The following is a 25001-nucleotide window of genomic DNA, read 5'->3' on the forward strand; positions in this document are numbered from 1 at the left end:
CGGAAAACTCAGGATCGGAAAACGGGGGGCTCAGCCGGGGCTCGGCGGGGCGCGCAGCCCGGCGGCGGCAAAGGTGATGAGGTGGCTGACCGCCTGGCGGCGATGGCTCTCCTCGCTGGTGGCAGCGCGACGCTTGATGATGCCGAAATCTGCCATCGCATAGGTCACCGCGCCGGCGAGGATGTCCAGGCGCCAATACAGCTCTTCCTTGCCCAGATGCGGCAGCAGGCGCGCGAAAACCTGGGCGAATTCACGCAGCACGTGGCCGTAGTTGTCGGACAGGAAGCGGCGCAGCCGCTCGTCGTGCTCGGCATAGGCGCGCGCCAGCACGCGCACGAAGGCAGCGCCGCCCTGACTGTGCAGCGACTGGTTGAGCGCCGGGCGGATGAAGGCATCGAGCACGGTTTCGAGGTCGGTATTCGCGGCCTTGGCGAGTGCTGCAAGGCGCTCGCGGTTGAGTTCGTCCAGGCGGCGGCGAAAAACCTCTTCGATGAGTCCGTCCTTGGAACCGAAGTGGTAGTTGACAGCGGCCAGGTTCACCTTGGCCGTGGCGGTGACTTGGCGCAGCGAAGCGCCCGCAAATCCGTGACGGGCGAACAGCGCTTCGGCGACGCCGAGAATTCGCTCGCGGGTTGAAAAATTGGTCTGTGCCATCGGCGGGCGACTGGATCTGGCTCAAACGATCGTTTGAATCATAGGCGTGGCCCTGGCGATGGTCAAACGCGAGTCCCGCGGCGGGCTGCCATCTTGTCGGCAAATTCGCTAGAATCCACCACGATAATGTGGTCTAAGCCTGCGGATTGGCGCAGGTTTGCCCGCTCCGCCCACCCGGGCGGTCCCCTGACAACCTACCATTCGGAGACACCGGCCCATGGCGCTGGAGCGCACCCTGTCCATCATCAAACCCGATGCCGTTGCCAAGAACGTGATCGGCGAAATCTATTCCCGCTTCGAGAAGGCCGGCTTGCGCATTGTCGCGGCCAAGATGAAGCAGCTCTCGCGTGCCGATGCCGAAGGCTTCTATGCCGTGCATCGCGAACGTCCGTTCTTCAAGCCGCTGGTCGATTTCATGATCTCCGGACCGGTGATGATCCAGGCGCTTGAAGGCGAGAACGCGATCGCGAGGAACCGCGAACTCATGGGTGCGACCAACCCGAAGGACGCGGCGCCCGGCACGATCCGCGCCGATTTCGCGCAATCGATCGACGCCAATGCGGTGCATGGCTCCGATGGCGCCGATACGGCAAAAGTCGAAATCGCGTACTTCTTCACCGATTCGGAACTGTGCGCCCGTTAAGGTCGACATCGTGAACCAGTCCGCACTCCCGCCAGCGACGACCGACGCCCCGACCGTGGTGCGGCCGGTTGCTGCTGGCGTGGGCGCCAAGGTCAACCTGTTCGAACACGATCGCAACGGGCTGCGCGCACTGTTCGCGCAGCTCGGCGAGAAGCCATACCGCGCCGATCAGGTGATGAAGTGGATCTACCACCGTCACGTCACCGATTTCGCGCAGATGACCGACATCGGCAAGGCCTTGCGCGACAAGCTCGATGCAGCCTTCGAGATCGTGCCGCCGAAGGCCTTGTTCGAGAAGCAGGCCAACGATGGCACCTACAAGTGGCTGCTTGGCATGGATGGTGGCAACGCGATCGAGTCGGTATTCATTCCGGAAACCTCGCGCGGCACCTTGTGCGTGTCTTCGCAGGTGGGCTGCGCGCTCGCCTGCCAGTTCTGTTCGACCGGAGCGCAGGGTTTCAATCGCAATCTTGCCGCCGCCGAGATCACCGGCCAGGTGTGGGTCGCGGCGCGTCATCTGGGCAACGTACCGCATCACCAGCGCAAGCTCACCAATGTGGTGATGATGGGCATGGGTGAGCCGTTGCTCAATTTCGACAATGTCGTCACCGCGATGAACGTGATGCGGGACGATCTCGGATTCGGCCTCGCCAACAAGCGCGTCACGCTGTCGACCGCAGGTTTGGTGCCGATGATCGACAAACTTGCGCAAGCCAGCGATGTGTCGCTGGCGGTGTCGCTGCATGCGCCCAATGATGAATTGCGCAGTGAACTGATGCCGATCAACCGCAAGTATCCGATCAAGGACCTGATCGATGCCTGTGTGCGCTACACCCAACGCAAGGCGCGCACCACGATCACCTTCGAGTACACCATGCTCAAGGGCATCAATGACCAGCCCGAGCATGCGCGCCAGCTGATCAAGCTGATGCGCAAGGTTCCTTCGAAAGTCAATCTGATTCCATTCAATCCGTTCTTCGGCACGCGCTTCGAGCGTTCCGAGGAAACCGTGATCCGCGCGTTCCAGAAGATCCTGCTCGATGCCGATGTGCTCACGATGGTGCGCCGCACCCGCGGCGACGACATCGATGCGGCCTGCGGCCAGCTCAAGGGACAGGTCGTCGATCGCACGCGTCGCCAGGCCGAGTTCCGACGCAAGCTCGAACAGGGGATTTCGCATGTCGCTTGACCGACTCCTGCTCGGCGTATCGATTGCCTTGGCGGCGCTTGCGCTGGGAGGCTGCGGCAAATCGGGCTCGAGCCCGGTGCGCAAGGAGAGCGCCCAGACGCAGAAGACCGAGGCTGCGCGCATTCACACCGAACTCGGCCAGAAGTATCTGCAGCAGGGCAAGGCCGAAGTGGCGCTGGAAAAACTGCAGAAGGCACTGCAGTTCGACCCCGACTATGTCAACGCACATACCGTGATTGCGGTGCTTTACGAAAGCATCAACGATCTGCCCAAGGCCGAGGAACACTATCGCCGCGCGGTCGAACTCAAGCCCAAGGGTGGCGCCGAGAACAACAACTACGGCCGTTTCCTCTGCGAGCGTGGCCGCTATGACGATGCGCAGGCTTATTTCACCAAGGCCCTTGCCGATCCGTTCTACGACACGCCGGCGCTGGCGATGAGCAATGCCGGCACCTGCCTCGCGCGTGCAGGCAAGACCGATGCGGCCGAGAAAATGCTGCGCGAGGCGCTGGCGCTCAATGGGCACGACGCCTCGGCGCTGCTGGCGATGGGCAGCGTGCTCTACGCCAAGGGCGACTACTTCAACGCGCGTGGCTTCCTGCAGCGTTACGAATCGATCGGCGCACCGCAGCCTGCCGCGCTCATGCTCGGCCGCAATATCGAGTTGCAACTGAAGAATGCAGCGGGCGCGAGCGAGTATTCGCGCAAGCTGATCCGCGATTTTCCCAAGTCGGCGGAAGCGCTATCGCTCGGCAGCAAGGGCTGAGCAATGCGCGAAGGCGAGTTTCGATCCATCGAAGCGACTGTGGCGGAGACGGCAAGGGTATGCACACAACCGGCTTCGGCGGGGGTGCCGAAGCAGACAGAATCATGCAAGGCCGCGGGACACCAGATGGTGCTGCCGCTGCGCGAGGAACACTCTGTGACGAGTACCGAGAATTGTCCGACCCGGATTGAAACGGCGACGCCGGCTGAAGCCGCTGCCGGCGCGTGTACATTGGGCGCACGCCTGCGCGCTGCGCGCGAGAGTTACGGTTGGAGCGTGGCCGAAATCGGCGCCGAATTGCATCTCCCGGCGCGCCTGATCGAACGGCTCGAGAATGATGACTACGCCGGTATCAGCGATGCGGTATTCCTGCGCGGCTATCTGGCCAGCTATGCGCGTCTGGTGAGCGTGCCGATCGAGCAAACCCGCGAAGTGATCGCCGCACATGCCCATGTCGCGCCCTTGGTTGCCACCGGCACGATTTCCCGCTCGCGCTATCTGTTCGAACGCTATTCGGCCAGCGCCACTTATCTGGTGCTGACCGCGATCATCGTCGTGCCGGCGGTGTGGCTGGCGACCCACGGCGGCTTGCGCAAGGAACTCGCTCGGGTCACGCCGCTGGATCCGCCCGCACGCGTGATGGTGCCGGTGGCGACCACGGCGGGCAGTGGGACAGGCTTGGACGCGCATGCAGCGGACACCTCGACGCCGGCAATGGCTGCGGCTGCCGCCGATGCCTCCACACCGAACCTGGCGCCGTCGTCTGTCGGGCAGGCTCCGATCGTCGCTTCGATGACGCCGTTTCAGGTCGCCGAACCGCCACGCCCCGCCGAAGCGGAGACCGCCGCGACTGGCGAAGGTGCCCATGTGCTCAAGCTCAGGATTGCGCAAGCGAGCTGGGTCGAGGTCCTGACTTCCGATGGCCACAAGCTCGAATACAGCATGTTGCCGGCCGATTCCGAGCATGAATATCGCAGCGACGGCAGCCTTTTCCTGCGAATCGGCAACGCCCAGGGCGCGCAGGTTGCGGCGGATGGCAAGGCAATCGATCTGGCGCCATTCCGGCGTGGCAATGTCGCGCATCTGCAGCTTTTCGGCAGTGGCGAGGCAAGTGCCGCACGCGCCCAGCAATAGCGCCTGAACAGGTGCGCCAGGCAGCCACCTCTGGCGCGCCCGGCCGGCGTTTCCTGTTAATCTTGGCATCTTTGGCCGCCGCGTCGTTTCGGCGTGTGGTGTCGTGTTCTTCCTGCAGGTGATTTCATGGCTTTCGACGTTCTTGACGAACACGAGCAAGGTGAATTGGTCCAGAAGTGGTTGCGCGAGAACGCGATGGCGATCGCAGTCGGCATCGGCCTTGGTCTGGCGCTGATCTTCGGTTGGCAACAATGGCAGACGCACAAGGCCACCGCCACGGCCGCCGCTGCCGCGCAATATCAGGCGCTTACCCAGGCAATCCAGGAAAAGAAGACCGAAGACGCGCAAAAGGTCGCCACTGCGATCCGCAGCGAGTATCCGAAGTCGACCTATGCCGTATTGGCCGCGCTGCAGCAAGCCGATCTGGCGGTGCAGAAGAACGACTTGAAAGACGCCGCCGAGCAGTTGGCCTGGGCGCGCGAACATGCCAGGACTTCGCCGCTGCAGTGGCTGATCGACCTGCGCCTTGGCCGGGTAAAGCTTGGCTTGGGTGATGCGGCCGGCGCACTCAAGCTTGCCGAAGGCATCGGCGCCGACAATTACGTGGCGATGGCGGGCGAGCTGCGCGGCGACGCGCTGGTCAAGCTCGGTCGTGCGGACGAGGCGCGCAAGGCTTATGAGGCGGTACTTGCCGCAGGCGACACACAAGGCGTGGATCACAGCTTGTTGCAGATGAAGCTTGACCATCTGGGTGCGAGCGCGCCCGCGGCAGGGAAGCCCGCCACATGAAGCGCGTTACCGTATTCACCCTGGTTGCGCTGAGTCTGGCGCTGGGCGGCTGCAACTGGATGAAGACCCTGGGCCGCAAGGACAACGTCGAACCGCCGACTCCGCTGACCGAGTTCGTGCCGAGCGCGCAGGTCGACAAGCTGTGGAGCGAAGGCATTGGCGATGGCGCCGGCCGCAGCGGTGCGCGTATGGCGCCTGTAGTCGGTGCGGATGGACGCCTGTACGTTGCGGCGGTCGACGGCGTGATCGAAGCCATCGATGCCGGCACCGGCCGCACAGTTTGGAGCCGCAAGCTCGGCGATCGCAAGGGCTGGTTGTGGAACCGGGCAGACACGCTGCGCTGGTCCGGCGGCCCCGCGGTCGACGGCGACCTGCTGGTCGTCGGCGGCCTCGATGGCCAGATAGCCGCTCTGTCGACCCAGGACGGCAGCCCGCGCTGGACGGCGCAGGTCAACTCCGAAATCATTTCCGCGCCCGCAATCGGCGGCGGCGTGGTGGTGGTGCGCGGCAATGATGGGCGTTTGCATGGCTTCGATGCGGCGACTGGTACGTCGAAGTGGCTGTTTGACCAGTCGGTGCCGTCATTGAGCCTGCGCGGCAATTCGGCACCGCTGATTCTCAATGGCATCGTCTACGACGGCACCGACAGCGGCCGCGTCACTGCGGTGCGCCTCGATGATGGCAACGAGCAGTGGACCCAGTTGCTGGCAACCGGCGAAGGACGTACCGAAGTCGAACGCCTGTCCGATGTCGACGGCAACCTCGTCAGCGATGGCTCGACCCTCTATGCGGCAGGCTATCGCGGCCAGATTGCAGCGCTCGCGTTCGACAGCGGTCGGCCGCAGTGGCAGCGCGATCTGTCGAGCTACGCCGGAGTCGCGGTCGGGGGCGACAGTGTGGTGGCGGTGGATGCCGACGGCAACGTGTGGGCCTTCGACCGCAGCACCGGCGCCAACCTGTGGAAGCAGGATCAACTCAAGTACCGCTGGTTGAGCGCGCCGGCAATCCAGGGCAGCCTGGTCGTGGTCGGTGACAGCGAAGGCTACGTGCATTGGCTGACGCTGGCCGAAGGCAAGTTCGCCGCGCGCGAACGCCTGGGCAAGCAGCCGATCGAGGCGCCACCGGTGGTTTCCGGCGATACCGTTTTCGTCGAGGACATCCGCGGCCATTTTGCCGCCTACCGTGCGCGTCAGTGAGCGCGCGGCGATGCCGCAAGACCCGGTGCCTTGAAGGCGTCGGGTCGCGGCATCAATATCTGACTGAGTCCACGCGGGGCTGGCGTCTCGGGCGCGCGTGGGCGCGATCCGTTTTCCCACCCATCCGGGGCTCCTCATGCTTCCCGTAGTTGCCCTGGTCGGGCGTCCGAACGTCGGCAAGTCGACCCTGTTCAATGTGCTCACGCGCACGCGCGACGCCCTCGTGCACGACCTTCCCGGCGTGACGCGTGATCGCCATTACGGCGTGTGTCGCCTGCTGCCCGAGCAAGCCTTCGCCTTGATCGACACCGGTGGCCTCATCGATGACGCCAGCGGTCTCGACGTTCACACTGCGCGACAGGCGCAGCTGGCGATGGACGAGGCCGATCTGGTGTTGCTGGTCGTTGATGCGCGCGATGGCCTGATGCCGACCGACCGCTCGATCCTTGCCCGCCTGCGCAAGAGCGGCAAGCCGACCTTGCTGGTGGTCAACAAGACCGATGGGCTCGACGAGCACGGCGCGCTCGCGGAATTCGCCTCACTTGGAATCGCCGGGACCTTCGGTGTATCAGCGGCGCATGGGCGCGGCATGTTGCCGCTGCTCGATGCGATCGCCACGCACTTGCCCGAGGTCGATCCCGAGTCCCTCGTCGAACAACCGGATCAAGGCATCCGTATTGCCATCATCGGTCGCCCCAACGCCGGCAAGTCGACCCTCGTCAATCGCCTGCTCGGCGAAGAGCGCATGATTGCCTCGGAGGTTCCGGGTACCACGCGCGATGCGATTTCGGTTCCGCTCGAACGCGATGGCAAGCGCTACACCCTGATTGACACTGCGGGCGTGCGGCGTCGTGCGCGCATCGAAGACGTGCTGGAAAAGTTCAGTGTCATCAAGGCGCTGCAATCGGTCGAGGCCGCGCATGTGACGGTATTCATGCTCGATGCGCGCGAAGGCGTGTCCGAGCAGGATGCAACCCTGCTTGGACACATTCTCGAATCGGGGCGCGCCCTGGTGATTGCCGTCAACAAATGGGATGGCATGGACAAGTACCAGCGCGAGCAGTGCGTGGCCTCTCTTTCGCGCAAGCTGGATTTCGTCGTCTGGGCACGCCAGGTGTTCATCTCGGCCCTGCATGGCAGTGGCATCGGTGAACTGATGAAGGCTATCAACCGTGCCTGGGCCTCGTCCAACCACAAGTTCACGACTTCCGAACTCACGCGCGCGGTCGAGGCAGCAGTCAGCGCCTATCAACCGCCGCTGGTGCGTGGCCACGCCCCGCGCCTGAAATTCGCTCATCCCGCAGGCACCAATCCTCCGCAGATCGTGATCCACGGCGCACGCACCAAGCACATTGCCGACAGCTACCGCCGCTATCTGGAAAACTTCTTTCGCAAACGCTATCGGCTTGAAGGCACCCCGATCCGCATCGAGTTCCGCGATGGCGAGAATCCCTATGCGGGCAAGCGCAACGAGCTCACCGAAGGTCAGCAGCGCCGCCGCACGCGCATGATCCGCAATGCCCGGCGCGGCAAGTCCTGAAGCCGATGAGTGAAGGAACCGCAACGGGCCGGAATCGCGCTTGATTTCGATGCTCGCCGCGCGCAGCGTGTCGCTGGCCGCAAGTGGAGTGGTCGATGTCTGATCGCGATCTCGAATTGGAACCTCTGGAAGCATTGCGCCGCCAGCGCGCGGGCGCCTTGCTGATCGACGTGCGCGAGGCGGGTGAACGGGCCGCGGGTTTCGCCGCGGGTTCGCTGCACCTGCCGCTCGGGCAGGTCGCGCAGGGCATCGCCGCGCTCGCCGCACCCGAGCGGGAGCTCCTCATCCTTTGCGCGGCCGGACAGCGCTCGCTCGAAGCCGCGCGCATCCTGCGCGGGCTGGGCTATCGACGCTGCCATTCGGTCTGTGGTGGCCTTGCACGCTGGCAGACCGAGGGCAGGCCGTTGGCGAAAGGCGAGCTCGATGCCGACGCTGCCGAGCGCTATTCGCGGCATCTGCTCTTGCCTGAGGTCGGATTGGAAGGTCAGCGTCGCCTGTCGCACGCGCGCATCGCCTTGGTCGGTGCGGGCGGACTGGGCGCGCCGGCTGCGCTGTATCTCGCCGCGGCGGGTGTCGGGAATCTGACGCTCATTGATGACGACCGGGTCGAGCGCTCGAACCTGCAGCGCCAGATCATCCACGCCGATGCGCGCGTGGGCATGCCCAAGGTCGTTTCCGCGCGCATCGCGCTCGTCGCGCTCAACCCTGCCGTGCAGGTGGCCGTGCACGAAAAGCGCCTGTGCGCAGCCAACGTCGAAGACCTGCTGGGTGGCCATGACGTGGTGATCGACGGCGCCGACAATTTCGCCACGCGTTACCTGCTCGATGCGGCCTGCCGGCGCCTGCGCATTCCGCTGGTGCATGGCGCGGTGCATCGCTTCAACGGGCAGGTCAGCGTGTTCGATGCGCGGCGTGCCGATTCGCCCTGCTATCGCTGCCTGTTTCCCTGGCCGCCGGCTGCTGATGAAGTGCCCAACTGCAGCGAGGCCGGCGTGCTCGGCGTGCTGCCGGGCACGATCGGGATGCTGCAGGCGACCGAGGCGCTCAAGCTCGTGCTCGGGATCGGCGAGGTTCTGGTCGGTCGCCTGCTCAACTACGACGCGCTCGCAGCACGCACTCACGAATTGCGGGTGTCGCGCGATCCCCGCTGTCCAGGCTGCGGCCAGCATGCCGTGTTCGGCGGCTACGAGGATCTGGTGCACGCCTGCGCCTCCACCTGAGCTTCGACGCGCGCCAGGACAGGGGAATCCATCGCTTCGGGTTTGAGCCGCATCGCGCGGGCATGGATAATGCGATCTTTTCAGCGGATGGACGATGCACGCACGCCTGCTCGATGGTCGCCAAATTGCCGAGAGCGTGCTCGCGGGGGTGGCTGCGCGCGTGCGCGCGCGCAACGCCGCAGGACTGCCGCCGCCCGGTCTGGCCGTGGTGATGGTGGGCAGTGACCCGGCTTCGGCGGTCTACGTGCGTAACAAGCGCCGCGCCTGCAAGCAGGTCGGCTTTCGGTCGTTTGATTTCGATTTGCCGGCGAAGACGCCGCAGGCCGAGCTGGTGGCCTTGATTGACCGTCTAAACGCCGACCCGGCGGTGCACGGGATCCTGCTGCAATTGCCACTGCCGCCGGGCATCGAGGCAACCGCACTGATCGATCGCATCGACGTGCACAAGGATGTCGATGGCTTCCAGGCCGCCAATGTCGGCCGTCTCGCGCTGCGTCAGCGCGGCTTGCGCCCGTGCACGCCCAAGGGCGTGATGACTTTGCTCGCGCATACCGATCAGCCGGTGCGCGGCCGCAAGGCGGTGGTGCTCGGCGTGTCCAACCACGTCGGCCGGCCGCTGATTCTCGAACTGCTGCTCGCGGGCTGCACCACCACCGGTTGCCACAAGTTCACCGCCGATCTGGAGAATGAGGTGCGCGCGGCAGATATCGTGGTGGTTGCGGTGGGTCGACCCGGTATCGTCAAGGGCGCGTGGATCAAGCCGGGTGCGGTCGTCATCGACGTCGGCATCAACCGACTCGACGATGGACGGCTGGTCGGTGATGTGGAGTTCGAATCAGCGGCCGAGCGCGCCTCGTGGATCACGCCGGTGCCCGGTGGTGTCGGGCCGATGACGGTGGCGACGCTGATCGAAAACACATTGGAAGCGGCCGAGGATTTCCATGGCTGAGCGGGTGATGCACAAGCTCAAGATGACACGTTGGCTGCTCGCGGCGCTCGCGTTCGTGCTGCTCGCCGGCTGCGCGAGCATCGCCAACAAGGCGAGCCAACGCCTGTCCGACAGTCTCAGCGCCGGGATTCTCGAGCAGGACGACATCGCCACTGCGCGTGACGGGATTCCGGCCTGGCTGCTGCTCGTCGACGGCATGATTCACAGCGATCCGAAAAACGTCGGCTTGCTGCTGGCTGGCAGCAAGCTCTACGGCGCCTATGCCGGCGGTTTCGTCGATGACGCGGCGCGCGCCAAGCGCCTGTCGGCGCGAAGTTTCGACTATGCGCGGCGCGCCTTGTGCGTGCGGCGCGCGGATCTGTGCGCGAAACTGGAGGCGCCATTCGAAACCTTCGAGTCCGAAGTCACCCAATTGCGCGTTGCCGATGTACCGGTCGTCTATGCCCTGGCTGCGGCCTGGGCGGGTCGCATCCAGGCCAACAGCGAAGACTGGAAGGCCATCGCCGACATTCCGCGGGTGCAGGCCCTGCTCGATCGGGTGGTCGCGCTGCAGCCGGATTTCGCCGACGGCGAGCCCTACATGTATCTGGGCGTGCTCGCGACCTTGCGGCCGGCATCCCTGGGCGGCAAGCCCGAGCAGGGCAAGGCCGATTTCGACAAGGCGCTCGCGCTGTCGGGCGGCAAGAACCAGATGGTGCGCGTGCTTTATGCCCAGCACTACGCGCGACTCGTATTCGATCAGGCGCTGCACGATCGCCTGTTGGGTGAAGTGCTCGCGGCCGATCCGCACGCGGACAAACTCACCCTGATCAACGTGCTGGCACAGGTGCGTGCGCGCAAATTGCTCGCTTCGGGCAAGGATTATTTCTGAGTGTCTCGCATCATTCTCACAGTGATGGGCCGCACGGCCCGACCGGAGTCAAGACGATGAAGCTGTACCAGACCCTGCTTGCCTGCGCGCTCGCTTGCTGCGCCACGCTCACCGATGCCGCCACGCTCAAGATCGCCACGATCGCGCCCGATGGCACCGCGTGGATGCGCGAGATGCGTGCGGCGGGTGATGCGGTCAAGAGCGCAACCGAGGGGCGCGTCGAGATCAAGTTCTATCCCGGTGGCGTGATGGGCGACGATGCCACGGTGCTGCGCAAGATGAAGATCGGCCAGCTCCAGGGTGGCGCCTTCACCGGTGGCGAGGCCTCGATCCTCACCAAGGATGCGCAGGTCTACAGCTTGCCGTTCGCATTCCGCAATTTCAACGAGATCGCCAAGGCGCGCACCAGGCTCGACCCGTTGCTCAAGCAGTCCTTCGCCAAGGCCGGCTATGAACTGCTCGGCATCAGCGGCGGCGGCTTTGCCTACCTGATGAGCACGCGGCCGATCAAGTCACGCGACGATCTCAAGTCGGCCAAGGTGTGGGTGCCGCAAGGCGACAAGGTCGCCGAAATGTCGTTCTCCGCGGCCGGGGTTTCGCCGATTCCGCTGCCGCTTGCCGATGTCTACACCAGTTTGCAGACCGGACTCATCGATACCGCCGCCAACACGCTCTCGGGCGCACTGGCCTTCCAGTGGCACACCAGGATCAAGCACATCGTCGATCTGCCGCTCAGTTATGTGGTCGGCATCGTGGTGGTCGACAAGAAGCCCTTCGACGCGCTCTCGGAGGCCGATCGCAAGGCGGTCGAGTCTGCCTTCGCGGCGAGCTTTGCGCGCCTCGAGGACATCAATCGCAAGGACAACGACTCCGCGCGCGAGGCACTCAAGGCACAGGGTATTTCGATCGATCCGCCCAGCGAGGCCGACCGCAAGAACTGGGAAGGACTGGGCGCCGAGGTCTACCAGAAGGCGCTCAAGAGTGAACTTTCGCCCGAGATGGGCCAGGCGCTCGGTGAAGTGCTCGCGACCCTGCATGGCAGCGCCGCCAAGTGAGCGTATTGCCGGCTGCCTTGCTGCGCTGGATCGACCGCATCGAGACCGGACTGATTGCGCTGCTGGTGTTGGCGATGGTGGTGCTGGCCGGTGCCCAGATCGTGTTGCGCAATTTTTTCGACACGGGTCTGGAATGGGCCGATCCGCTGTTGCGCGCGATGGTGCTGTGGGCGGCGATGCTCGGCGCGCTTGCCGCGGCACGCGATGACAAGCACATCGGCATCGACATCCTCGCTCATTTCGTCCACGGCAAGCCGCGGCGCGTGATCAAGGCGATCACCTTGCTGTTCGCCGCCGCGCTGTCGGCGGCGATGGCCTGGTACGGCTATGGCCTGGTCATGCTCGACTACGGCGGCCATGCGAAGATCGCGGGGATACCGACCTGGCTGGTCGAAGCAATCATTCCGCTCGGCTTTGGCCTGCTGGCGCTGCGCCTGTGCGTGCATGCCTTCCTGCCGCCACGCAATGAACAGATGCCGGTATTGGCGCCGGAGCTGCCGTGATCGTTCTGGCCATCATCGCCTTGCTGCTGCTGGCGGCGCTCGGTGCGCCGCTGTACGCGATCATCGGTGCCGTCGCGCTGCTGGGTTTCCACCTTGCAGGACAAGATGGCATCGCGGTTGCGGTCGAGTTCTATCGGCTCGCCGACATGCCCGCGCTGATCGCGATTCCGCTGTTCACGCTGGCCGGGTACCTGCTCGCCGAAAGCCGCGCGCCGCAGCGCCTCGTGCGTCTGACCAATGCACTGCTCGGCTGGTTGCCCGGTGGCCTTGCCGTGGTCGCGGTGCTGGCCTGCGCGATGTTTACCGCCTTCACCGGCGCCACCGGCGTCACCATCGTCGCACTCGGCGCGGTGCTCTATCCGGCCTTGCTGCAGCAGAAATACGGCGAGCGCTTCTCTCTGGGTCTGCTCACCTCGGCTGGCAGTCTCGGCCTGATCCTCGTGCCGTCGATGCCGTTGATCCTGTACGGCGTGGTGGCGCAGCAATTCCACACCACGCCACCGGTGACGATCGATGATTTGTTCCTCGCCGGGCTGTTGCCGTGCGCGCTGATGGTGGTGATGCTGTCGGTCTACAGCATCTGGCATGCACGGCGGGTCGGCGTGGCGCGCGAGAAGACCACCGCGCCGGAGTTGCGCGCGGCCTTGCGCGATGCCTTGTGGGACCTGCCGCTGCCGTTCGTGATACTCGGCGGTATCTACTCGGGCAAGCTCGCCGCTTCCGAAGCCGCTGCCGCAACCGCGCTGTACGTGTTCATCGTCACCGTGCTGATCCGCCGCGAGATCCCGTGGCGCAAGCTGCCACACGTTGCACGCGAGGCGATGCTGCTGGTCGGCGCCTTGCTGTTGATTCTCGGCTTCTCGCTCGCACTCACCAATTGGTTGATCGATGCCGAAGTGCCCGAGAAGCTGTTCACGGCAATCCAGTCACACATCAGCAGCCGCGGCGCCTTCCTGCTTATTCTCAACCTGTTCCTGCTGGTGTTCGGAATGCTGCTTGAAGGCTTCCCGGCGATCATCCTGCTGGTGCCGCTGGTGCTGCCGGTGGCGCTGCGCTACGGCATCGATCCGGTGCATCTGGGGATTCTCTTTCTCGCCAATCTGCAGCTTGGCATCTTCCTGCCGCCGGTGGGCATGAATCTGTTCATCGCCAGCATGCGTTTCGGCAAACCGGTGCTCACTCTGGTGCGGGCCGGCGTACCGTTCTTCCTGATCCTGTTGATCGCGGTGCTGATCATCACCTATTGGCCGGCCTTGTCCCTTGCCTTGATTCGCTGAGGACGCCGGTCCGCGATCAGTGCTGCGCGTGGCCTTCGGTGTCGTCGCGCTCGTGCCAAAGTTCATGGCTGTCGATGAGCATGCGCAGATAGGCTTCGTGCGCGTCCGCGCGCTTGCGCAGTTCATCGAGTGTGGCGCCGGCGTCGAGGCGTTCGGCCTGCAGCCGCTGCGCGAGGTCGATTTCGCCGAGTTCGTAAGCACGCTTCTGGCGCGCAAAACTGCGCGCATTGGCCTCGCGTGCCTGCTGCGCAGCCTGCCACACGGCCAGCGTGGATTGCACCTGCGCGACACGCAAGCGTGCATCGCGAGCGACCTCGCGGCGCATGCCTCTCGCCTGTGCAGTCAGCGCGTCGGCCGAGGCGCTCGCGGCACGCGCCTGTGCCGAGCGGCGCGCGCCACCGAACGGAATCTCGAACACCAGGCCGATGCCGCGTTCCATGCCGCCGCGCTCGGAGAAGGTCTGGATGCCGATGCTTGGATCGGGCAGGCGATCGGCATTGGCGCGCTGTGCGAGCACTTGCTGTTGCGCCGCCAATTCTTCCGCGGCGCGAATCTCGTGGCTGCGCTCGATGATGCGATCAATCCACACCTGCGGCGCCACATCGAGGGCTTGCGGCTCCGGCAGGAGCGGGGTGCGTTCGGGCAGCGGAATCTGCGCGAAGTCGGCAGTGAGTCTCAGCCGGCTTGCATCCAGTTCGGCTTGCGCCTGCCGTGCCTGGGCTTCGGCGACGGCCGATTCGGCAGCGATCTGTTCGAGTTCGCGTTGCGCCGCGTCGCCCAGTTCCACCCGACGCGCAAGCGCGGCCTGCTCGCGTTGCAGTGATTGGCGGCGTGCCTGCGCTACGCGCGCGGCGGCATCCGCGCGCAGCCAGTCGATCCAGTCATCGAGCAGGGTGAGGGCGGTCTGGTGTTCGGCGTCGCCCTGCAGCAGTTCAGCGGCGGCCAGTCCATGCGCGCCAGCCTCACGATCCAATGCAGCCTTGCCGGGCAAGCGAATCGCGCGCGTGAGCTGGGCATTCCATTCGCCGTAGCGGGCGCGACCATCGGCGGTCGGTGCATCGCGCACGGTGCGTCGCAGCGGCGCAATCGACAGGCTGATGTCGTGCGGGCTCGCGGCGAGTGCGTGGGCGTTCTCGCGCGCTTCGTCCACGCGCGCCTGCGCTGCCTCCACCTGTGCGTGGGCGGCGATCGCCGCATGGGCACGGTCGGCCGGCGGCAGGAAGTCCTGCGCGGCAGCGCTGCCGGCAAGCAGCAGGCTCATGCAGGTGATGCGGCGGACGAGGCGATTCATGCGTGGGTCTCCGCGTGTCCGTAGCGAAGGTGGAGCAGGGGCAGCAGGAACAAGGTCAGGATCGTGGAGCTGACCAAACCACCGATCACGACGATCGCGAGCGGACGCTGGATTTCCGAGCCGGGACCGCTGGCAAACAGCAAGGGGACAAGGCCCAGCGCGGTGATGCTTGCGGTCATCAGCACCGGACGCAGGCGCCGACGCGCGCCTTCGCGTACGACGTGGTCGGCATCCAGGCCCTGCGCATGCAACTGGTTGAAGCAGTCGATCAAGACCAGTCCATTGAGCACGGCGATGCCGAGCAGGGCGATGAAGCCCACCGAAGCCGGTACCGACAAGTACTCACCACTGAGCCAGAGCGCGAGGATGCCGCCGACCAATGCGAATGGCACGTTGCCGAGGATCAGCAGTGACTGGCGCAGCGAGCCGAAGGTCGAAAACATCACGAGAAAAATCAAACCCAGCGCGATCGGCACGACCAGGGCAAGGCGTGCGGACGCGCGCTGCTGGTTCTCGAACTGGCCGCCCCATTCGATGCGATAACCGGCTGGCAGTTGCACCGCGCGCGCCACCGCCGCGCGCGCCTCCTCGACGAAACCGACCAGATCGCGGCCATCGACGGCGCTTTGCACGAGCACGAAGCGCGAGCCGTTCTCGTGATCCACGCGCACCGGACCGGCGGTGGGTTCAAGCGTGGCGACCGCGTTGAGCGGGATCTGTCCGCCGTCATGGCCGGCCAGACTCAGACGCGCAAAGCTGTCGGCATCGCCGCGTTGAAGCGAGTCGCCACGCACGAGGATCGGAATGCGCCGACCTGGCACGATCACCTCGCCCGCGCGCAAGCCTTCGAGCTGGGCGCGCAGTTCATCCTGAATCGCGCTGACATCGAGGCCTGCGCGACTGGCTGCCTGCGCATCGATGGCGACGCGCAGGAATTGCGCACCTTCGGCAGTCTGCGCTATCACGTCCTGCGCGCCGCGCAGCTTGCCCACCACCTCGGCAACGCGCGTGCCCAGCTGCGCAAGCTCGCTCAGGTCCGGACCGAAGATCTTGATCGCGACATCGCCGCGGCTGCCGGTGAGCATTTCCGAAATGCGCATCTCGATCGGCTGGGTGAAGCCGACTTCAAGCCCCGGAAAGCCCTCGGCGACCTTGCGCAATTCACCGATCAGCCACTGCTTGTCGCGCACGCGCCATTGCGACTTGGGCTTGAGCTGCAGAAACAGGTCGGTTTCGTTGAGACCCATCGGATCGAGGCCGAGTTCGTCCGCGCCAACGCGTGCGACCGCATGTTCGACTTCGGGCACCTGCTTGAGGATTTCGCGCTGCAGTTGCAGATCGAGATCGCGCGAGTGGGGCAGGTTGATCGACGGCAGCTTGACCACTTGCATCGAGATGTCGCCCTCGTCCATCGTCGGCAGGAAGGTCTTGCCGGTGGCGAACCAGGCGAGTGCGCCGAGTGCGAGCAGGATCGAAGCCGCGATCACCACGATGCGCGGCCGACGCAGCACGCGATCGAGCAAGCGCGCGTAGTGGCGATCGAGCAGGCGCATCAGCCAGGGCTGCGCATGGCCATGATCCTTGAGCAAGAGCGAGGCGAGCACGGGCACCACGGTCAGCGACAGCAGCAGGGAGCCGCCGAGCGCGAACACGATGGTGAGTGCGACCGGTGCGAACATGCGCCCTTCCAGCCCCTGCAGGGTGAGCAGCGGCAGGAACACGAGGCAGATGATGAGGATGCCCGCGGCGACGGGAAGCGCGACTTCGCGTGCGGCCGCACCGATACGTTGCAGGCGTGGCAGGTGCGAATCGGGCGCGGCCGGGTCGAGACGGCTGACGCTGTTCTCGACCACCACCACCGCGGCATCGACCAGCATGCCGACCGCGATCGCGAGCCCGCCCAGGCTCATGAGATTGGCGCTCATCCCGAACAGATGCATGGCCAGGAAGGTGAACAGCGCGGCCAAGGGGAGGATCAACGACACCACCAGCGCGGCGCGGACCTCGCCGAGAAACACGAACAGCAGCAGCACCACGAGCAAGGTCGCTTCGAGCAGGGCATTGCGCACCGTGCCCACCGCGCGATCGATCAGGGCACTGCGATCGTAGAAGGTCTCGATGCGCACGCCCGGCGGCAGGCTCGGTGCGAGTTCGGCGAGGCGCGCGCGCACCGCCGTCACCAGATGTCCGGCGTCGGCGCCACGCAGGCCGACGACGATGCCCTGCACGGCTTCGCCCGTGCCGTCGCGCGTGACCGCGCCGTAGCGCGTCAGTGCTTCGGTGCGCACGTGCGCGACATCGCGCACGCGCAATACCTGCCCGTCGCGCGTGGCAATCACGATTTCGCCCAGGTCGCTTGCGCCGTGCAACGCGCCTTCGACGCGCACGATCAGGGCCAGCTCGCCCGCGAGCAGACGACCCGCGCCGTCATTGCGGTTGTTGCGCTCGATCGCCTCGACCACGTCGTGGAAATTGAGGCCTGCGGCGGCCAGCCTGCCACGATCGGGAATCACGGTGAGGCTCTGCACCTCGCCACCGAGGGCGTTGACGTCGGCGACGCCCGCGATCGTGCGCAGCGCCGGGCGCAAGGTCCAGTCGAGCAGGCTGCGCCGTTCACCCAGACTCAGGCCGCCGCCCTCGATCGTGAACATCAACAGGTCCGAGAGCGGTGTCGCGATCGGCGCGATGCCGCCTTCCACGCCGGCCGGCAAATCGGCCTGCGCATCAGCGAAGCGCTCGCCCACCTGCTGGCGCGCCCAGTAGATGTCGGTGCCTTCAGCGAAGTCGATGGTGATATCGGCGATCGCGTACTTGGCGACCGAGCGCAGGATGCTGGCCTTGGGCAGACCCAGCAGTTCCATTTCCAGCGGTTGCACCACGCGCGACTCGACTTCCTCGGGCGTCATGCCCGGCGCCTTGAGGATCAGTTTGACCTGGGTGGGCGCGATGTCCGGATAGGCATCGACCGGCAGTGCGCGCCAGGCCAGCACGCCAGCGATCACCAGACCGACGGTGGCGGCCAGTACCAGCAGGCGCTGGCCGAGCGAGAAGCGAATCAGACGGTCGAGCATGCTGCCTTACTCGCCACGCAGGGATTTGAGTGCGCTGGCGCCGCTGTTCACGACCAGGTCGCCATCCTCGAGTGCGCCGCGGACGATGGCATGGCGCTCATCTCCGCCAATGCGTTCGACGCTGACCGCGTGGTAGCGCTGGCCGTGGGCGATGAAGAGTTCGAGCGTGCTGCCGCTGGCGATGAGAGCGGAAGTCGGTACCTGCACGGCATCGGCGGGCGCGCGCAATTCCAGTCGCACCTGGCTGCGCTGACCGATGTGCCAGCGCCCCGCATCGGCCAGACGCGCACGCAGGCGGATGCTCTGGCCGCCGCTGGTGGTTGCGTGTGCGACCGCGACCACTTCAGCTCGCGCGCCATCGTCGAGGATCACGCCAAGGCCCGGTGCGTAGTCGGCGGCATGGTCAAGCGGCGCCTGCACCAGCAGGTCGACCTCGTTTCCGGCGGCGATCGTGAATGCCGCTTCGAACGCGGCCACACTTTGTCCGGGCACGATCGCGCGCTGCAGGATGCGACCATCGATCGGCGCGCGCAGTTCGTATTCACCCGGCGCGCCGTCCTTGGGTGTCACCGCTGCGGCGAGCGACTCCCGTGCCTGCTGCAGGCGCGCCTGCGCATCGGCCGCGCGGGCCTTGCTCGCGTCGGCACGCGAGCGCGCGATGATGCCCTCGTCGAGAAGGCTCGCATCGCGGCGCGCCTGGCTCTGCGCGAGCTCAGCGTCGCTGCGACTGCGCTGCAGTTCGGCGCGTGCAGCGAGGAAATCGCGGCTGTGCACGCGTGCGAGCGGCGTACCGGCACGCACCTGCGCGCCTTCGTCGGCGCTGATGCTGGCGACCACGCCGGCAAACGGCGTGCTCACCGTGCGCGTGGCATCGAGCGGCGCAATGATCTCGGCTGGCAGGCGCGACAGCGGCAAGGTCTCGGCTGCAACGGCTGCAATGGTCGTGATCTTGAGCGCGGCGATCTGGCGCGCGTCGAGTTCGATCACCGGTTCCGATTGGGCGTGCGTCCGGGTGGCAAGCAGGCAGATCAAGCCCAGCGCGAAGATGCGGGCAGCGTGGGGAATCATGGCGGGCATGCGGTGGTGGCAATGCCGCGATGCTGCCGGGTCGATCTTTGGTCACGCTTTGGATGTGGGGCCTGATCGTGCGCCGTGCCGAACCCACCCTACGGTAGTCACCAGCCAGTCGAGACCGGGACGCTGCCGGGACTTCAGCTTCGGCAATCCCGATAGCCCGGGATGTTCTCGCCCAGGTGGATGTCGCGTTGTACCTGCCATGTGCCGGCGCGCAGGACGGGCGTGGATATGCCGTTGCCGCCGCGGTTGCGCGCGATTCGCCTGATCTGGACCGGCGTGAGCTTGGGATCGTCCGTGAACATGATGTCGTCGACGTAGTACGTCGCGCAACCGGGTTCAAGCACATGCATGTGAATGTGCTCGGGAACATCCTGCGCCGGATAGCTGCCGGGCCGGATGGTGTCGAAGGCGTACCGGCCCCCCGCATCGGTCCTGGCCCAGGAGCGCAAGCTGCCCTGCCTGCGCGTCTCGGGATCCCGTACCACGGCGGATTGTGGATAGATCCCATCGCGATTGGTCTGGTAGGCGTAAATGACGATGCCCGCCCGAGGCCGCCCATCCGTGCCGAAAACGGTACCTGAGACTTTCATGGGAACGCCGGGTTCGGTTGTCGGAGCAATTCGGGCATGGGAATCGATCTTGCCCGGCATGCCGTCGAACACGGCTTCGCAACCTTCGCAGGGAAGGCCGACAACAGGTTCGCGCTGAATCTGTGCCAGTGCAGGGGGGCTTGCGAGCAACAGCAGGACGGTCAGCAATCGGCGCATGAGGATCTCCCGGGTGGAGAATGGTGTCGACGTGGGGGCAGTCTCGCGTTCCGACTGGATCAGCGCAGCCCCGGGAATGCCGGCGCGGTCATTGACCGGCTGGAGGTTCCCACAGTTCGAGCTTGTTGCCGTCCGGATCGATCACCCAGCCGAACTTGCCGAATTCTGACGACTCCGTTTGTTCCAGAACCTGACAACCCTCGCTGCGCAGGGCGGCGAGGAGGGCGTCGAGGTCGGCGACGCGGTAGTTGATCATGAAGGGTGCTGAGCCCGGCAGCATCTTGTCGGTGTCCTGCGAAAATGTGCTCCAGATCGTCATGCCCGCCTTGCTGCCTTCGCCGCCCCACTGAAAGATGGCACCACCCCAGTCGGTGACGTCGATCCCGAGATGTTCGCGATACCACGCGCACAGACGCGCCGGATCCTTCGACTTGAAGAAAATCCCACCGATGCCGGTCACCCGTTTCATGGCTCACCTCCTGCGCATGACTGTGTCGTGGGCAGTATTGCCCAGCTGCGGTGCGCGCCGCCATGACGAAACACCCGGCAAGTCGATCGCGGCCGCATCAACGGATGCCTCAGGGCGGATGCTCGACATCGAGTGGCTTCCTTTTTGCGGCGTGGCCTGGCAATGCCTCCGGGCGGCTCACAGCGCCGGCAGCCGGCCCAGTCGCGCAACGAGCTGCCCGTCTTCGAGATGGAATTCGAGGTCAAGCGCAAGATTGCGCGCCAATGCCCTGGACAGCGCAAGACCAAGTCCGGCGTGGGTGGCGGTGCCACCCGCGGCGGACTTGCGCCAGAAGCGTTGGCCCAGTTGAGCGATGTCGGCATCGTTCAGATCGGGAGCGGGATTGCTCACCTGCAGATGCAGGCCTGTGTCCGAGTCCTTCAGCGTGACGGTGACATCGCTGCCGGCGGGCGCGTACTCGATCGCGTTGCGAACCAGATTCGAGACGATGCGTTCCAGTGCACCAACGTCGCAACGTATCCACTGGTGTGCTGGCCATCGCCGTTGCAGGTGAATACCGCGTTCGCGTGCCACGGCCTCCAGGGCGTTGAGCAGATCATCGAGCAGCGGCGGCAGGTCGAGCGGATCGACCGCGGGCGGCGCGAGTCCCGATTCCTGCCGCGCGAGCATGAGCAGTGCATCGATCGCGCGCTGCATGCGTTCCACTGCAAGGATCGAGGCGTTGAAGGCGTCGCGGGTCGCGTCGGTATCGGCGGGCGCGCCTTGAGCGCTCTCGATCGATGCGCGGATTTCGGCCAGCGGGGTGCGCAATTCATGGGCGACGTCGGCCGAGAAGCGGCGTTCGGCATCAACCAGCGCAACCAGGCGCGTGAAGGCTTCGTCGAGCGCTTGCGAAAATGGCTGCAGTTCTTGCGGCAAATCGAGCGCGGACAGCGGCGCGGAGAGTGCGCCAGACTCGGAGCCGGCGAGCGCTGCGCCGAAGCGTTGCAGCGGTGCGAGTCCGCGCCGCACGGCGAGCAGGGCGATCAGAACCGCGGCAATGAAACTCAAGGCGATGCCGGCGAGCAGCAACTTGTGGATACGCCCTTCGAGCTTGTCGTGCGGTGCGCGTTCGGATGCGACCACCAGCAGGGCGGGATGCGCGACGCTGCCCGGAGGCGTCGTCAGCCGGACGGCAACCGCGCGGCCAGCATGCTGGTCCGGGAGAGGCAGGTCGAAGTTCACGGGGCTGTCGGGTCCGGGCAGGCGCGGCGGTCGTGACAACGGCATGCCGCCGCTCGAGGGCGAGCGCACCTGGCTGCGGCCGTCGGCAGCCCAGACCTCGAAAAAATCAGTGTGTCCCGGTACTTCGTACTCGGGCATGAGGCGCCCGAGTTCGGCGAGTTCAGCGGGTTCGGGATGGGCCTGCAGAAACGCTGCAATCGTGTGCGAGCGCTCGAGCAGGCCGGCATCGAGTCGTGCGTAGAGCTCACGATCGACGAGATGGTCAAGGATCAGGAACAGGGCGCCGAGGATCAGGCCGAGCGCGAGAACGAGTTCAAGCGCGAGCCGGCGCTGCAGGGATGGCGCAGGGCGTTCAGTCGATGACATAGCCGAACCCGCGGCGGGTTTGGATCAGATCACTCGCAGCGCAGCGCGCGAGTTTGGCGCGCAGCGTGCTCACGATCACTTCGACGGCCTTGTCGGAGGTTTCACTGGCGCCGTGATAGATGCGTTCGAAGATCTGCGTGCGTGACAGCACCCGTCCGCGTTCGCGCAGCATGAGTTCGAGCAGGGCGAATTCCTTGGGCGTGAGCTCGAGTCGTTGCTTGCCACTATGCACACTGCGCGTGCGTGGATCGAGTTCGATGCCCTCATGGCGCAGCACCGGTTCGGCACGCTCGAGCGGGCGACGCTTGAGCGCGCGCAAGCGCGCCAGCAGTTCCTCGAACACGAAGGGCTTGGTGAGGTAGTCGTCGGCGCCGGCATCGAGTGCGGTCACGCGATCGCTGACTTGATCGCGTGCCGACAGCACCAGCACGCGCGTCGCATCACTGCGCTGGCGCAAATGGCGCAGCACGGCGAGACCGCCGATCCCGGGCAGCATGAGGTCGAGTACGACGAGTTCGTAGTCGACCGTGTCGAGGAAGGCGAGCGCGCGCTCGCCGTCGGCCGCGTGATCGCAGGCATAACCCTGACTCGCCAGGCCACGGGTCAGCGCGGCGGCGAGCGGTTGCGAGTCCTCGACAATCAATACGCGCATGGGTGGGCAGCGGGCAGGGTGCCTGCATTCTGGCAGCAAGCGTGCACGGGTGGGCAGGCTACACTGTGCGGATGACGATAGCCGAGCCGCTCACGCTGCTGCACGAGGACGAGCACCTGCTCGTGGTCGACAAACCCGCTGGATTGGCCGTGCACCGCAGCCGTCTGGTCGGCGCCGATGAGGACTATCTGATCGATCGCCTGCGTACGCAGGTCGATGGTCCCCTGCATCTTGCGCATCGGCTCGACCGCGCGACCAGTGGCGTGCTCCTGATCGGGCGCTCCGCCGAGGTTGCGGGCGACCTCGGTCGCCAGCTCATGGCTCGCACAGTGAAAAAAGTCTATCTGGCTATCGTGCGCGGCTGGCCGGCCGAGACCGGCGAGATCGACTATCCGCTGTCGGGTGCGAGCCTGCAGGGTGAACCCAAACCCGCGCTCACCCGGTGGCGCCGGATGGCAAGCGTGGAAGTCCCGATCGAGATGGGCCGCTACCCGCAGCAGCGCTATGCCTTGCTCGAGGTATCGCCCGAAACCGGGCGTTACCGGCAGATCCGGCGTCATTTTCACCATGTCTCGCACCACTTGCTCGGCGACACCAGTCATGGGCGGGGCGATCACAATCGGCTGATCCGCCAGCATTTCGGCGTGCATCGGCTGTTCCTGCACGCCTGGCGCCTGAGCATTGTTCATCCCGCCAGTGGCAAGCCGTTGTTGGTCGAGTCGCGCGTCGATGCGCAGTGGCACAAGCTCATGGCTGCATTCGGCTGGCCGATGGATGTGCTCGAGCCGTGATTGGACAGGCGTATTTGCGGCAGCCGCGCGGGTCTGTAAAATAGGGCATGCGCATCCTCACTCACGCTCTCACCTTCGACGACGTCCTGCTGGTTCCGGCGCACTCGCACGTGCTGCCGCGCGACGTCTCCCTCGCCACCCGGCTCACGCGCAGGATTCGGCTCAATCTGCCGATCATTTCGGCGGCGATGGACACGGTCACCGAAGCGCGCCTGGCGATCACGATGGCCCAATGCGGCGGCATGGGCATCATCCACAAGAACATGACGCTCGAACGTCAGGCGGCCGAAGTGCGCTTGGTCAAGAAGTTCGAGGCCGGCGTGATCCGCGATCCGATCACGGTCGATCCCTACACCTCGATCGGCGAAGTCAGCAAGCTCACGCGCGCGCACAACATTTCCGGTGTGCCGGTGGTCGAGGGCGAGCAACTCGTGGGCATTGTCACCAACCGCGATCTGCGTTTCGAGACCCGCCCCGAAGATCCGGTGCGCAACGTGATGACGCGCAAGGATCGTCTGGTCACCGTGCGCGAGGGCGCAGGCGATGACGAAGTCCTCGCGCTGCTGCACAAGTTCCGCATCGAGAAGGTGCTGGTGGTCGACGAGGCGTTCCGCCTGCGCGGCCTGATCACCGTCAAGGACATCCAGAAGGCACGCGACAATCCCGATTCCTGCAAGGACGACCACGAGCGCCTGCGCGTGGGTGCGGCGGTCGGCGTGGCGGGCGACACCGAGCAGCGCGTCGCGGCTCTGGTCGAGGCGGGCGTCGATGCGATCGTCGTCGATACCGCGCACGGCCATTCGCAAGGCGTGATCGAGCGTGTGCGCTGGGTGCGCAAGAGCTTCCCGGAGATTTCGCTGATCGCCGGCAACATCGTCACCGGCGATGCCGCGCGCGCACTGGTCGATGCCGGCGTCGACGCGGTCAAGGTCGGGGTCGGCCCTGGCTCGATCTGCACCACGCGCATCGTCGCCGGTGTCGGCGTGCCGCAGATCACCGCGATCGACATGGTCGCCGAGGCGCTCAAGGGCAGCGAAGTCGGTCTGATTGCCGATGGCGGCATCCGCTATTCGGGCGACGTCGCCAAGGCGATCGCCGCGGGCGCCGATTGCGTGATGATCGGCGGCATGTTCGCGGGCACCGAGGAATCGCCCGGTGAAGTCGAGCTGTACCAGGGCCGCAGCTACAAGAGTTATCGCGGCATGGGTTCGCTCGGCGCGATGGAGAAGGGCTCGAAGGACCGCTATTTCCAGGACAGCACCGATGCCGACAAACTCGTGCCCGAAGGCATCGAAGGTCGTGTGCCGTATCGCGGTCCGTTGCGCAACATCGTGCACCAGCTTGCCGGCGGCCTGCGCGCATCGATGGGCTATGTGGGTTGCGCCTCGATCGACGAGATGCGCAGCAAGCCGCAACTGGTGAAGATCACCACCGCCGGCATTCGCGAGTCGCACGTTCACGACGTGGCGATCACCAAGGAAGCACCCAACTACCGGTTGGACTGACG

At 65.6% G+C, this 25001-nt stretch carries 23 protein-coding genes; 15 read left to right on the top strand and 8 right to left on the bottom strand.

The features are described 5' to 3' along the window. Positions 1–30: 30 nt before the first annotated feature. Positions 31–654 (bottom strand): TetR/AcrR family transcriptional regulator, encoded by a 624-nt coding sequence (locus KF759_RS02180; RefSeq protein WP_291222756.1) that lies wholly within the window; start codon positions 652–654, stop codon positions 31–33. A gap of 217 nt (positions 655–871) precedes the next feature. Here KF759_RS02180 and ndk point away from each other — a divergent pair, with 217 nt between their 5' ends. From ndk to KF759_RS02245, 13 genes are all read left to right on the top strand, one after another. Beyond that, positions 872–1297: a nucleoside-diphosphate kinase gene (gene ndk / locus KF759_RS02185; RefSeq protein WP_291222758.1), complete on the top strand. Its 426-nt coding sequence runs from the start codon at positions 872–874 to the stop codon at positions 1295–1297. A 55-nt stretch (positions 1298–1352) separates the two neighbouring features. After that, the gene (gene rlmN / locus KF759_RS02190) at positions 1353–2486 is read left to right on the top strand and encodes a 23S rRNA (adenine(2503)-C(2))-methyltransferase RlmN (protein ID WP_291222812.1); all 1134 of its coding nucleotides are present in this window, start codon (positions 1353–1355) and stop codon (positions 2484–2486) included. Continuing rightward, entirely contained in the window at positions 2476–3252 is a 777-nt protein-coding gene (gene pilW / locus KF759_RS02195; protein ID WP_291222760.1) for a type IV pilus biogenesis/stability protein PilW, read from the top strand. Before rlmN ends, pilW begins: the two co-directional genes overlap by 11 nt. Before the next feature lie 156 nt (positions 3253–3408). After that, positions 3409–4386 (top strand): helix-turn-helix domain-containing protein, encoded by a 978-nt coding sequence (locus KF759_RS02200; protein ID WP_291222761.1) that lies wholly within the window; start codon positions 3409–3411, stop codon positions 4384–4386. Positions 4387–4512: 126 nt separating this feature from the next. Beyond that, the gene (locus KF759_RS02205; protein ID WP_291222763.1) at positions 4513–5175 is read left to right on the top strand and encodes a tetratricopeptide repeat protein; all 663 of its coding nucleotides are present in this window, start codon (positions 4513–4515) and stop codon (positions 5173–5175) included. Continuing rightward, positions 5172–6371: an outer membrane protein assembly factor BamB gene (bamB, locus tag KF759_RS02210; protein ID WP_291222765.1), complete on the top strand. Its 1200-nt coding sequence runs from the start codon at positions 5172–5174 to the stop codon at positions 6369–6371. Before KF759_RS02205 ends, bamB begins: the two co-directional genes overlap by 4 nt. 136 nt (positions 6372–6507) lie before the next feature. Further along, positions 6508–7911: a ribosome biogenesis GTPase Der gene (der, locus tag KF759_RS02215; RefSeq protein ID WP_291222767.1), complete on the top strand. Its 1404-nt coding sequence runs from the start codon at positions 6508–6510 to the stop codon at positions 7909–7911. Between the two features lie 95 nt (positions 7912–8006). Continuing rightward, entirely contained in the window at positions 8007–9131 is a 1125-nt protein-coding gene (gene moeB, locus KF759_RS02220) for a molybdopterin-synthase adenylyltransferase MoeB (protein WP_291222769.1), read from the top strand. A gap of 94 nt (positions 9132–9225) precedes the next feature. Then, positions 9226–10080, top strand: a complete 855-nt coding sequence (gene folD, locus KF759_RS02225) for a bifunctional methylenetetrahydrofolate dehydrogenase/methenyltetrahydrofolate cyclohydrolase FolD (RefSeq protein WP_291222770.1) — start codon at positions 9226–9228, stop codon at positions 10078–10080. After that, positions 10073–10951 (top strand): TRAP transporter TatT component family protein, encoded by an 879-nt coding sequence (locus KF759_RS02230; protein WP_291222771.1) that lies wholly within the window; start codon positions 10073–10075, stop codon positions 10949–10951. Before folD ends, KF759_RS02230 begins: the two co-directional genes overlap by 8 nt. A gap of 56 nt (positions 10952–11007) precedes the next feature. Further along, positions 11008–12006: a TRAP transporter substrate-binding protein DctP gene (gene dctP / locus KF759_RS02235; RefSeq protein ID WP_291222773.1), complete on the top strand. Its 999-nt coding sequence runs from the start codon at positions 11008–11010 to the stop codon at positions 12004–12006. Beyond that, the gene (locus tag KF759_RS02240; RefSeq protein WP_291222774.1) at positions 12003–12509 is read left to right on the top strand and encodes a TRAP transporter small permease subunit; all 507 of its coding nucleotides are present in this window, start codon (positions 12003–12005) and stop codon (positions 12507–12509) included. The genes dctP and KF759_RS02240 overlap by 4 nt, the downstream gene beginning before the upstream one ends. Continuing rightward, positions 12506–13786, top strand: coding sequence for a TRAP transporter large permease subunit (locus KF759_RS02245; RefSeq protein ID WP_291222775.1), 1281 nt, complete (start codon positions 12506–12508; stop codon positions 13784–13786). Before KF759_RS02240 ends, KF759_RS02245 begins: the two co-directional genes overlap by 4 nt. Positions 13787–13802: 16 nt before the next feature. On the opposite strand, the gene KF759_RS02250 is transcribed toward KF759_RS02245, so the two are convergent. The 7 genes from KF759_RS02250 to KF759_RS02280 form a co-directional block, all read right to left on the bottom strand. Continuing rightward, positions 13803–15077, bottom strand: coding sequence for a TolC family protein (locus KF759_RS02250; RefSeq protein WP_291222777.1), 1275 nt, complete (start codon positions 15075–15077; stop codon positions 13803–13805). Beyond that, positions 15074–18148 carry a CusA/CzcA family heavy metal efflux RND transporter gene (locus KF759_RS02255; RefSeq protein WP_291222778.1) on the bottom strand — a complete coding sequence of 1025 codons (3075 nt, stop codon included), beginning with the start codon at positions 18146–18148 and terminating at the stop codon, positions 15074–15076. The genes KF759_RS02250 and KF759_RS02255 overlap by 4 nt, the downstream gene beginning before the upstream one ends. 6 nt (positions 18149–18154) lie before the next feature. Then, the gene (locus tag KF759_RS02260; protein ID WP_291222779.1) at positions 18155–19216 is read right to left on the bottom strand and encodes an efflux RND transporter periplasmic adaptor subunit; all 1062 of its coding nucleotides are present in this window, start codon (positions 19214–19216) and stop codon (positions 18155–18157) included. Positions 19217–19359: 143 nt separating this feature from the next. Continuing rightward, on the bottom strand, positions 19360–19992 hold the full coding sequence (locus KF759_RS02265; RefSeq protein WP_291222780.1) for a hypothetical protein: 633 nt from the start codon (positions 19990–19992) through the stop codon (positions 19360–19362). 88 nt (positions 19993–20080) lie between these two features. Further along, positions 20081–20461, bottom strand: a complete 381-nt coding sequence (locus tag KF759_RS02270) for a VOC family protein (RefSeq protein ID WP_291222781.1) — start codon at positions 20459–20461, stop codon at positions 20081–20083. A gap of 177 nt (positions 20462–20638) precedes the next feature. After that, complete coding sequence (locus tag KF759_RS02275; RefSeq protein WP_291222782.1) at positions 20639–22051, bottom strand: ATP-binding protein; 1413 nt, start codon at positions 22049–22051, stop codon at positions 20639–20641. Next, the gene (locus tag KF759_RS02280; RefSeq protein ID WP_291222783.1) at positions 22038–22703 is read right to left on the bottom strand and encodes a response regulator transcription factor; all 666 of its coding nucleotides are present in this window, start codon (positions 22701–22703) and stop codon (positions 22038–22040) included. The genes KF759_RS02275 and KF759_RS02280 overlap by 14 nt, the downstream gene beginning before the upstream one ends. A 71-nt stretch (positions 22704–22774) precedes the next feature. On the opposite strand from KF759_RS02280, the gene KF759_RS02285 reads away from it, so the two are divergent. Next, on the top strand, positions 22775–23494 hold the full coding sequence (locus KF759_RS02285) for a pseudouridine synthase (protein WP_291222784.1): 720 nt from the start codon (positions 22775–22777) through the stop codon (positions 23492–23494). Positions 23495–23541: 47 nt separating this feature from the next. Then, complete coding sequence (gene guaB / locus KF759_RS02290; protein WP_291222785.1) at positions 23542–24999, top strand: IMP dehydrogenase; 1458 nt, start codon at positions 23542–23544, stop codon at positions 24997–24999. Positions 25000–25001: the final 2 nt, after the last annotated feature.

The sequence above is a fragment of the Dokdonella sp. genome (assembly GCF_019634815.1).
Taxonomy (GTDB): Bacteria; Pseudomonadota; Gammaproteobacteria; order Xanthomonadales; family Rhodanobacteraceae; genus Dokdonella_A.

Excerpts from the sequence above, each read along its gene's own strand:
- KF759_RS02180 (WP_291222756.1), bottom strand. The coding sequence starts at position 654 with ATGGCACAGACCAATTTTTCAACCCGCGAGCGAATTCTCGGCGTCGCC.
- ndk (WP_291222758.1), top strand. The coding sequence starts at position 872 with ATGGCGCTGGAGCGCACCCTGTCCATCATCAAACCCGATGCCGTTGCC.
- pilW (WP_291222760.1), top strand. The coding sequence starts at position 2,476 with ATGTCGCTTGACCGACTCCTGCTCGGCGTATCGATTGCCTTGGCGGCG.
- KF759_RS02205 (WP_291222763.1), top strand. The coding sequence starts at position 4,513 with ATGGCTTTCGACGTTCTTGACGAACACGAGCAAGGTGAATTGGTCCAG.
- bamB (WP_291222765.1), top strand. The coding sequence starts at position 5,172 with ATGAAGCGCGTTACCGTATTCACCCTGGTTGCGCTGAGTCTGGCGCTG.
- der (WP_291222767.1), top strand. The coding sequence starts at position 6,508 with ATGCTTCCCGTAGTTGCCCTGGTCGGGCGTCCGAACGTCGGCAAGTCG.
- moeB (WP_291222769.1), top strand. The coding sequence starts at position 8,007 with ATGTCTGATCGCGATCTCGAATTGGAACCTCTGGAAGCATTGCGCCGC.
- folD (WP_291222770.1), top strand. The coding sequence starts at position 9,226 with ATGCACGCACGCCTGCTCGATGGTCGCCAAATTGCCGAGAGCGTGCTC.
- KF759_RS02230 (WP_291222771.1), top strand. The coding sequence starts at position 10,073 with ATGGCTGAGCGGGTGATGCACAAGCTCAAGATGACACGTTGGCTGCTC.
- dctP (WP_291222773.1), top strand. The coding sequence starts at position 11,008 with ATGAAGCTGTACCAGACCCTGCTTGCCTGCGCGCTCGCTTGCTGCGCC.
- KF759_RS02250 (WP_291222777.1), bottom strand. The coding sequence starts at position 15,077 with ATGAATCGCCTCGTCCGCCGCATCACCTGCATGAGCCTGCTGCTTGCC.
- KF759_RS02255 (WP_291222778.1), bottom strand. The coding sequence starts at position 18,148 with ATGCTCGACCGTCTGATTCGCTTCTCGCTCGGCCAGCGCCTGCTGGTA.
- KF759_RS02260 (WP_291222779.1), bottom strand. The coding sequence starts at position 19,216 with ATGATTCCCCACGCTGCCCGCATCTTCGCGCTGGGCTTGATCTGCCTG.
- KF759_RS02265 (WP_291222780.1), bottom strand. The coding sequence starts at position 19,992 with ATGCGCCGATTGCTGACCGTCCTGCTGTTGCTCGCAAGCCCCCCTGCA.
- KF759_RS02270 (WP_291222781.1), bottom strand. The coding sequence starts at position 20,461 with ATGAAACGGGTGACCGGCATCGGTGGGATTTTCTTCAAGTCGAAGGAT.
- KF759_RS02275 (WP_291222782.1), bottom strand. The coding sequence starts at position 22,051 with ATGTCATCGACTGAACGCCCTGCGCCATCCCTGCAGCGCCGGCTCGCG.
- KF759_RS02280 (WP_291222783.1), bottom strand. The coding sequence starts at position 22,703 with ATGCGCGTATTGATTGTCGAGGACTCGCAACCGCTCGCCGCCGCGCTG.
- KF759_RS02285 (WP_291222784.1), top strand. The coding sequence starts at position 22,775 with ATGACGATAGCCGAGCCGCTCACGCTGCTGCACGAGGACGAGCACCTG.
- guaB (WP_291222785.1), top strand. The coding sequence starts at position 23,542 with ATGCGCATCCTCACTCACGCTCTCACCTTCGACGACGTCCTGCTGGTT.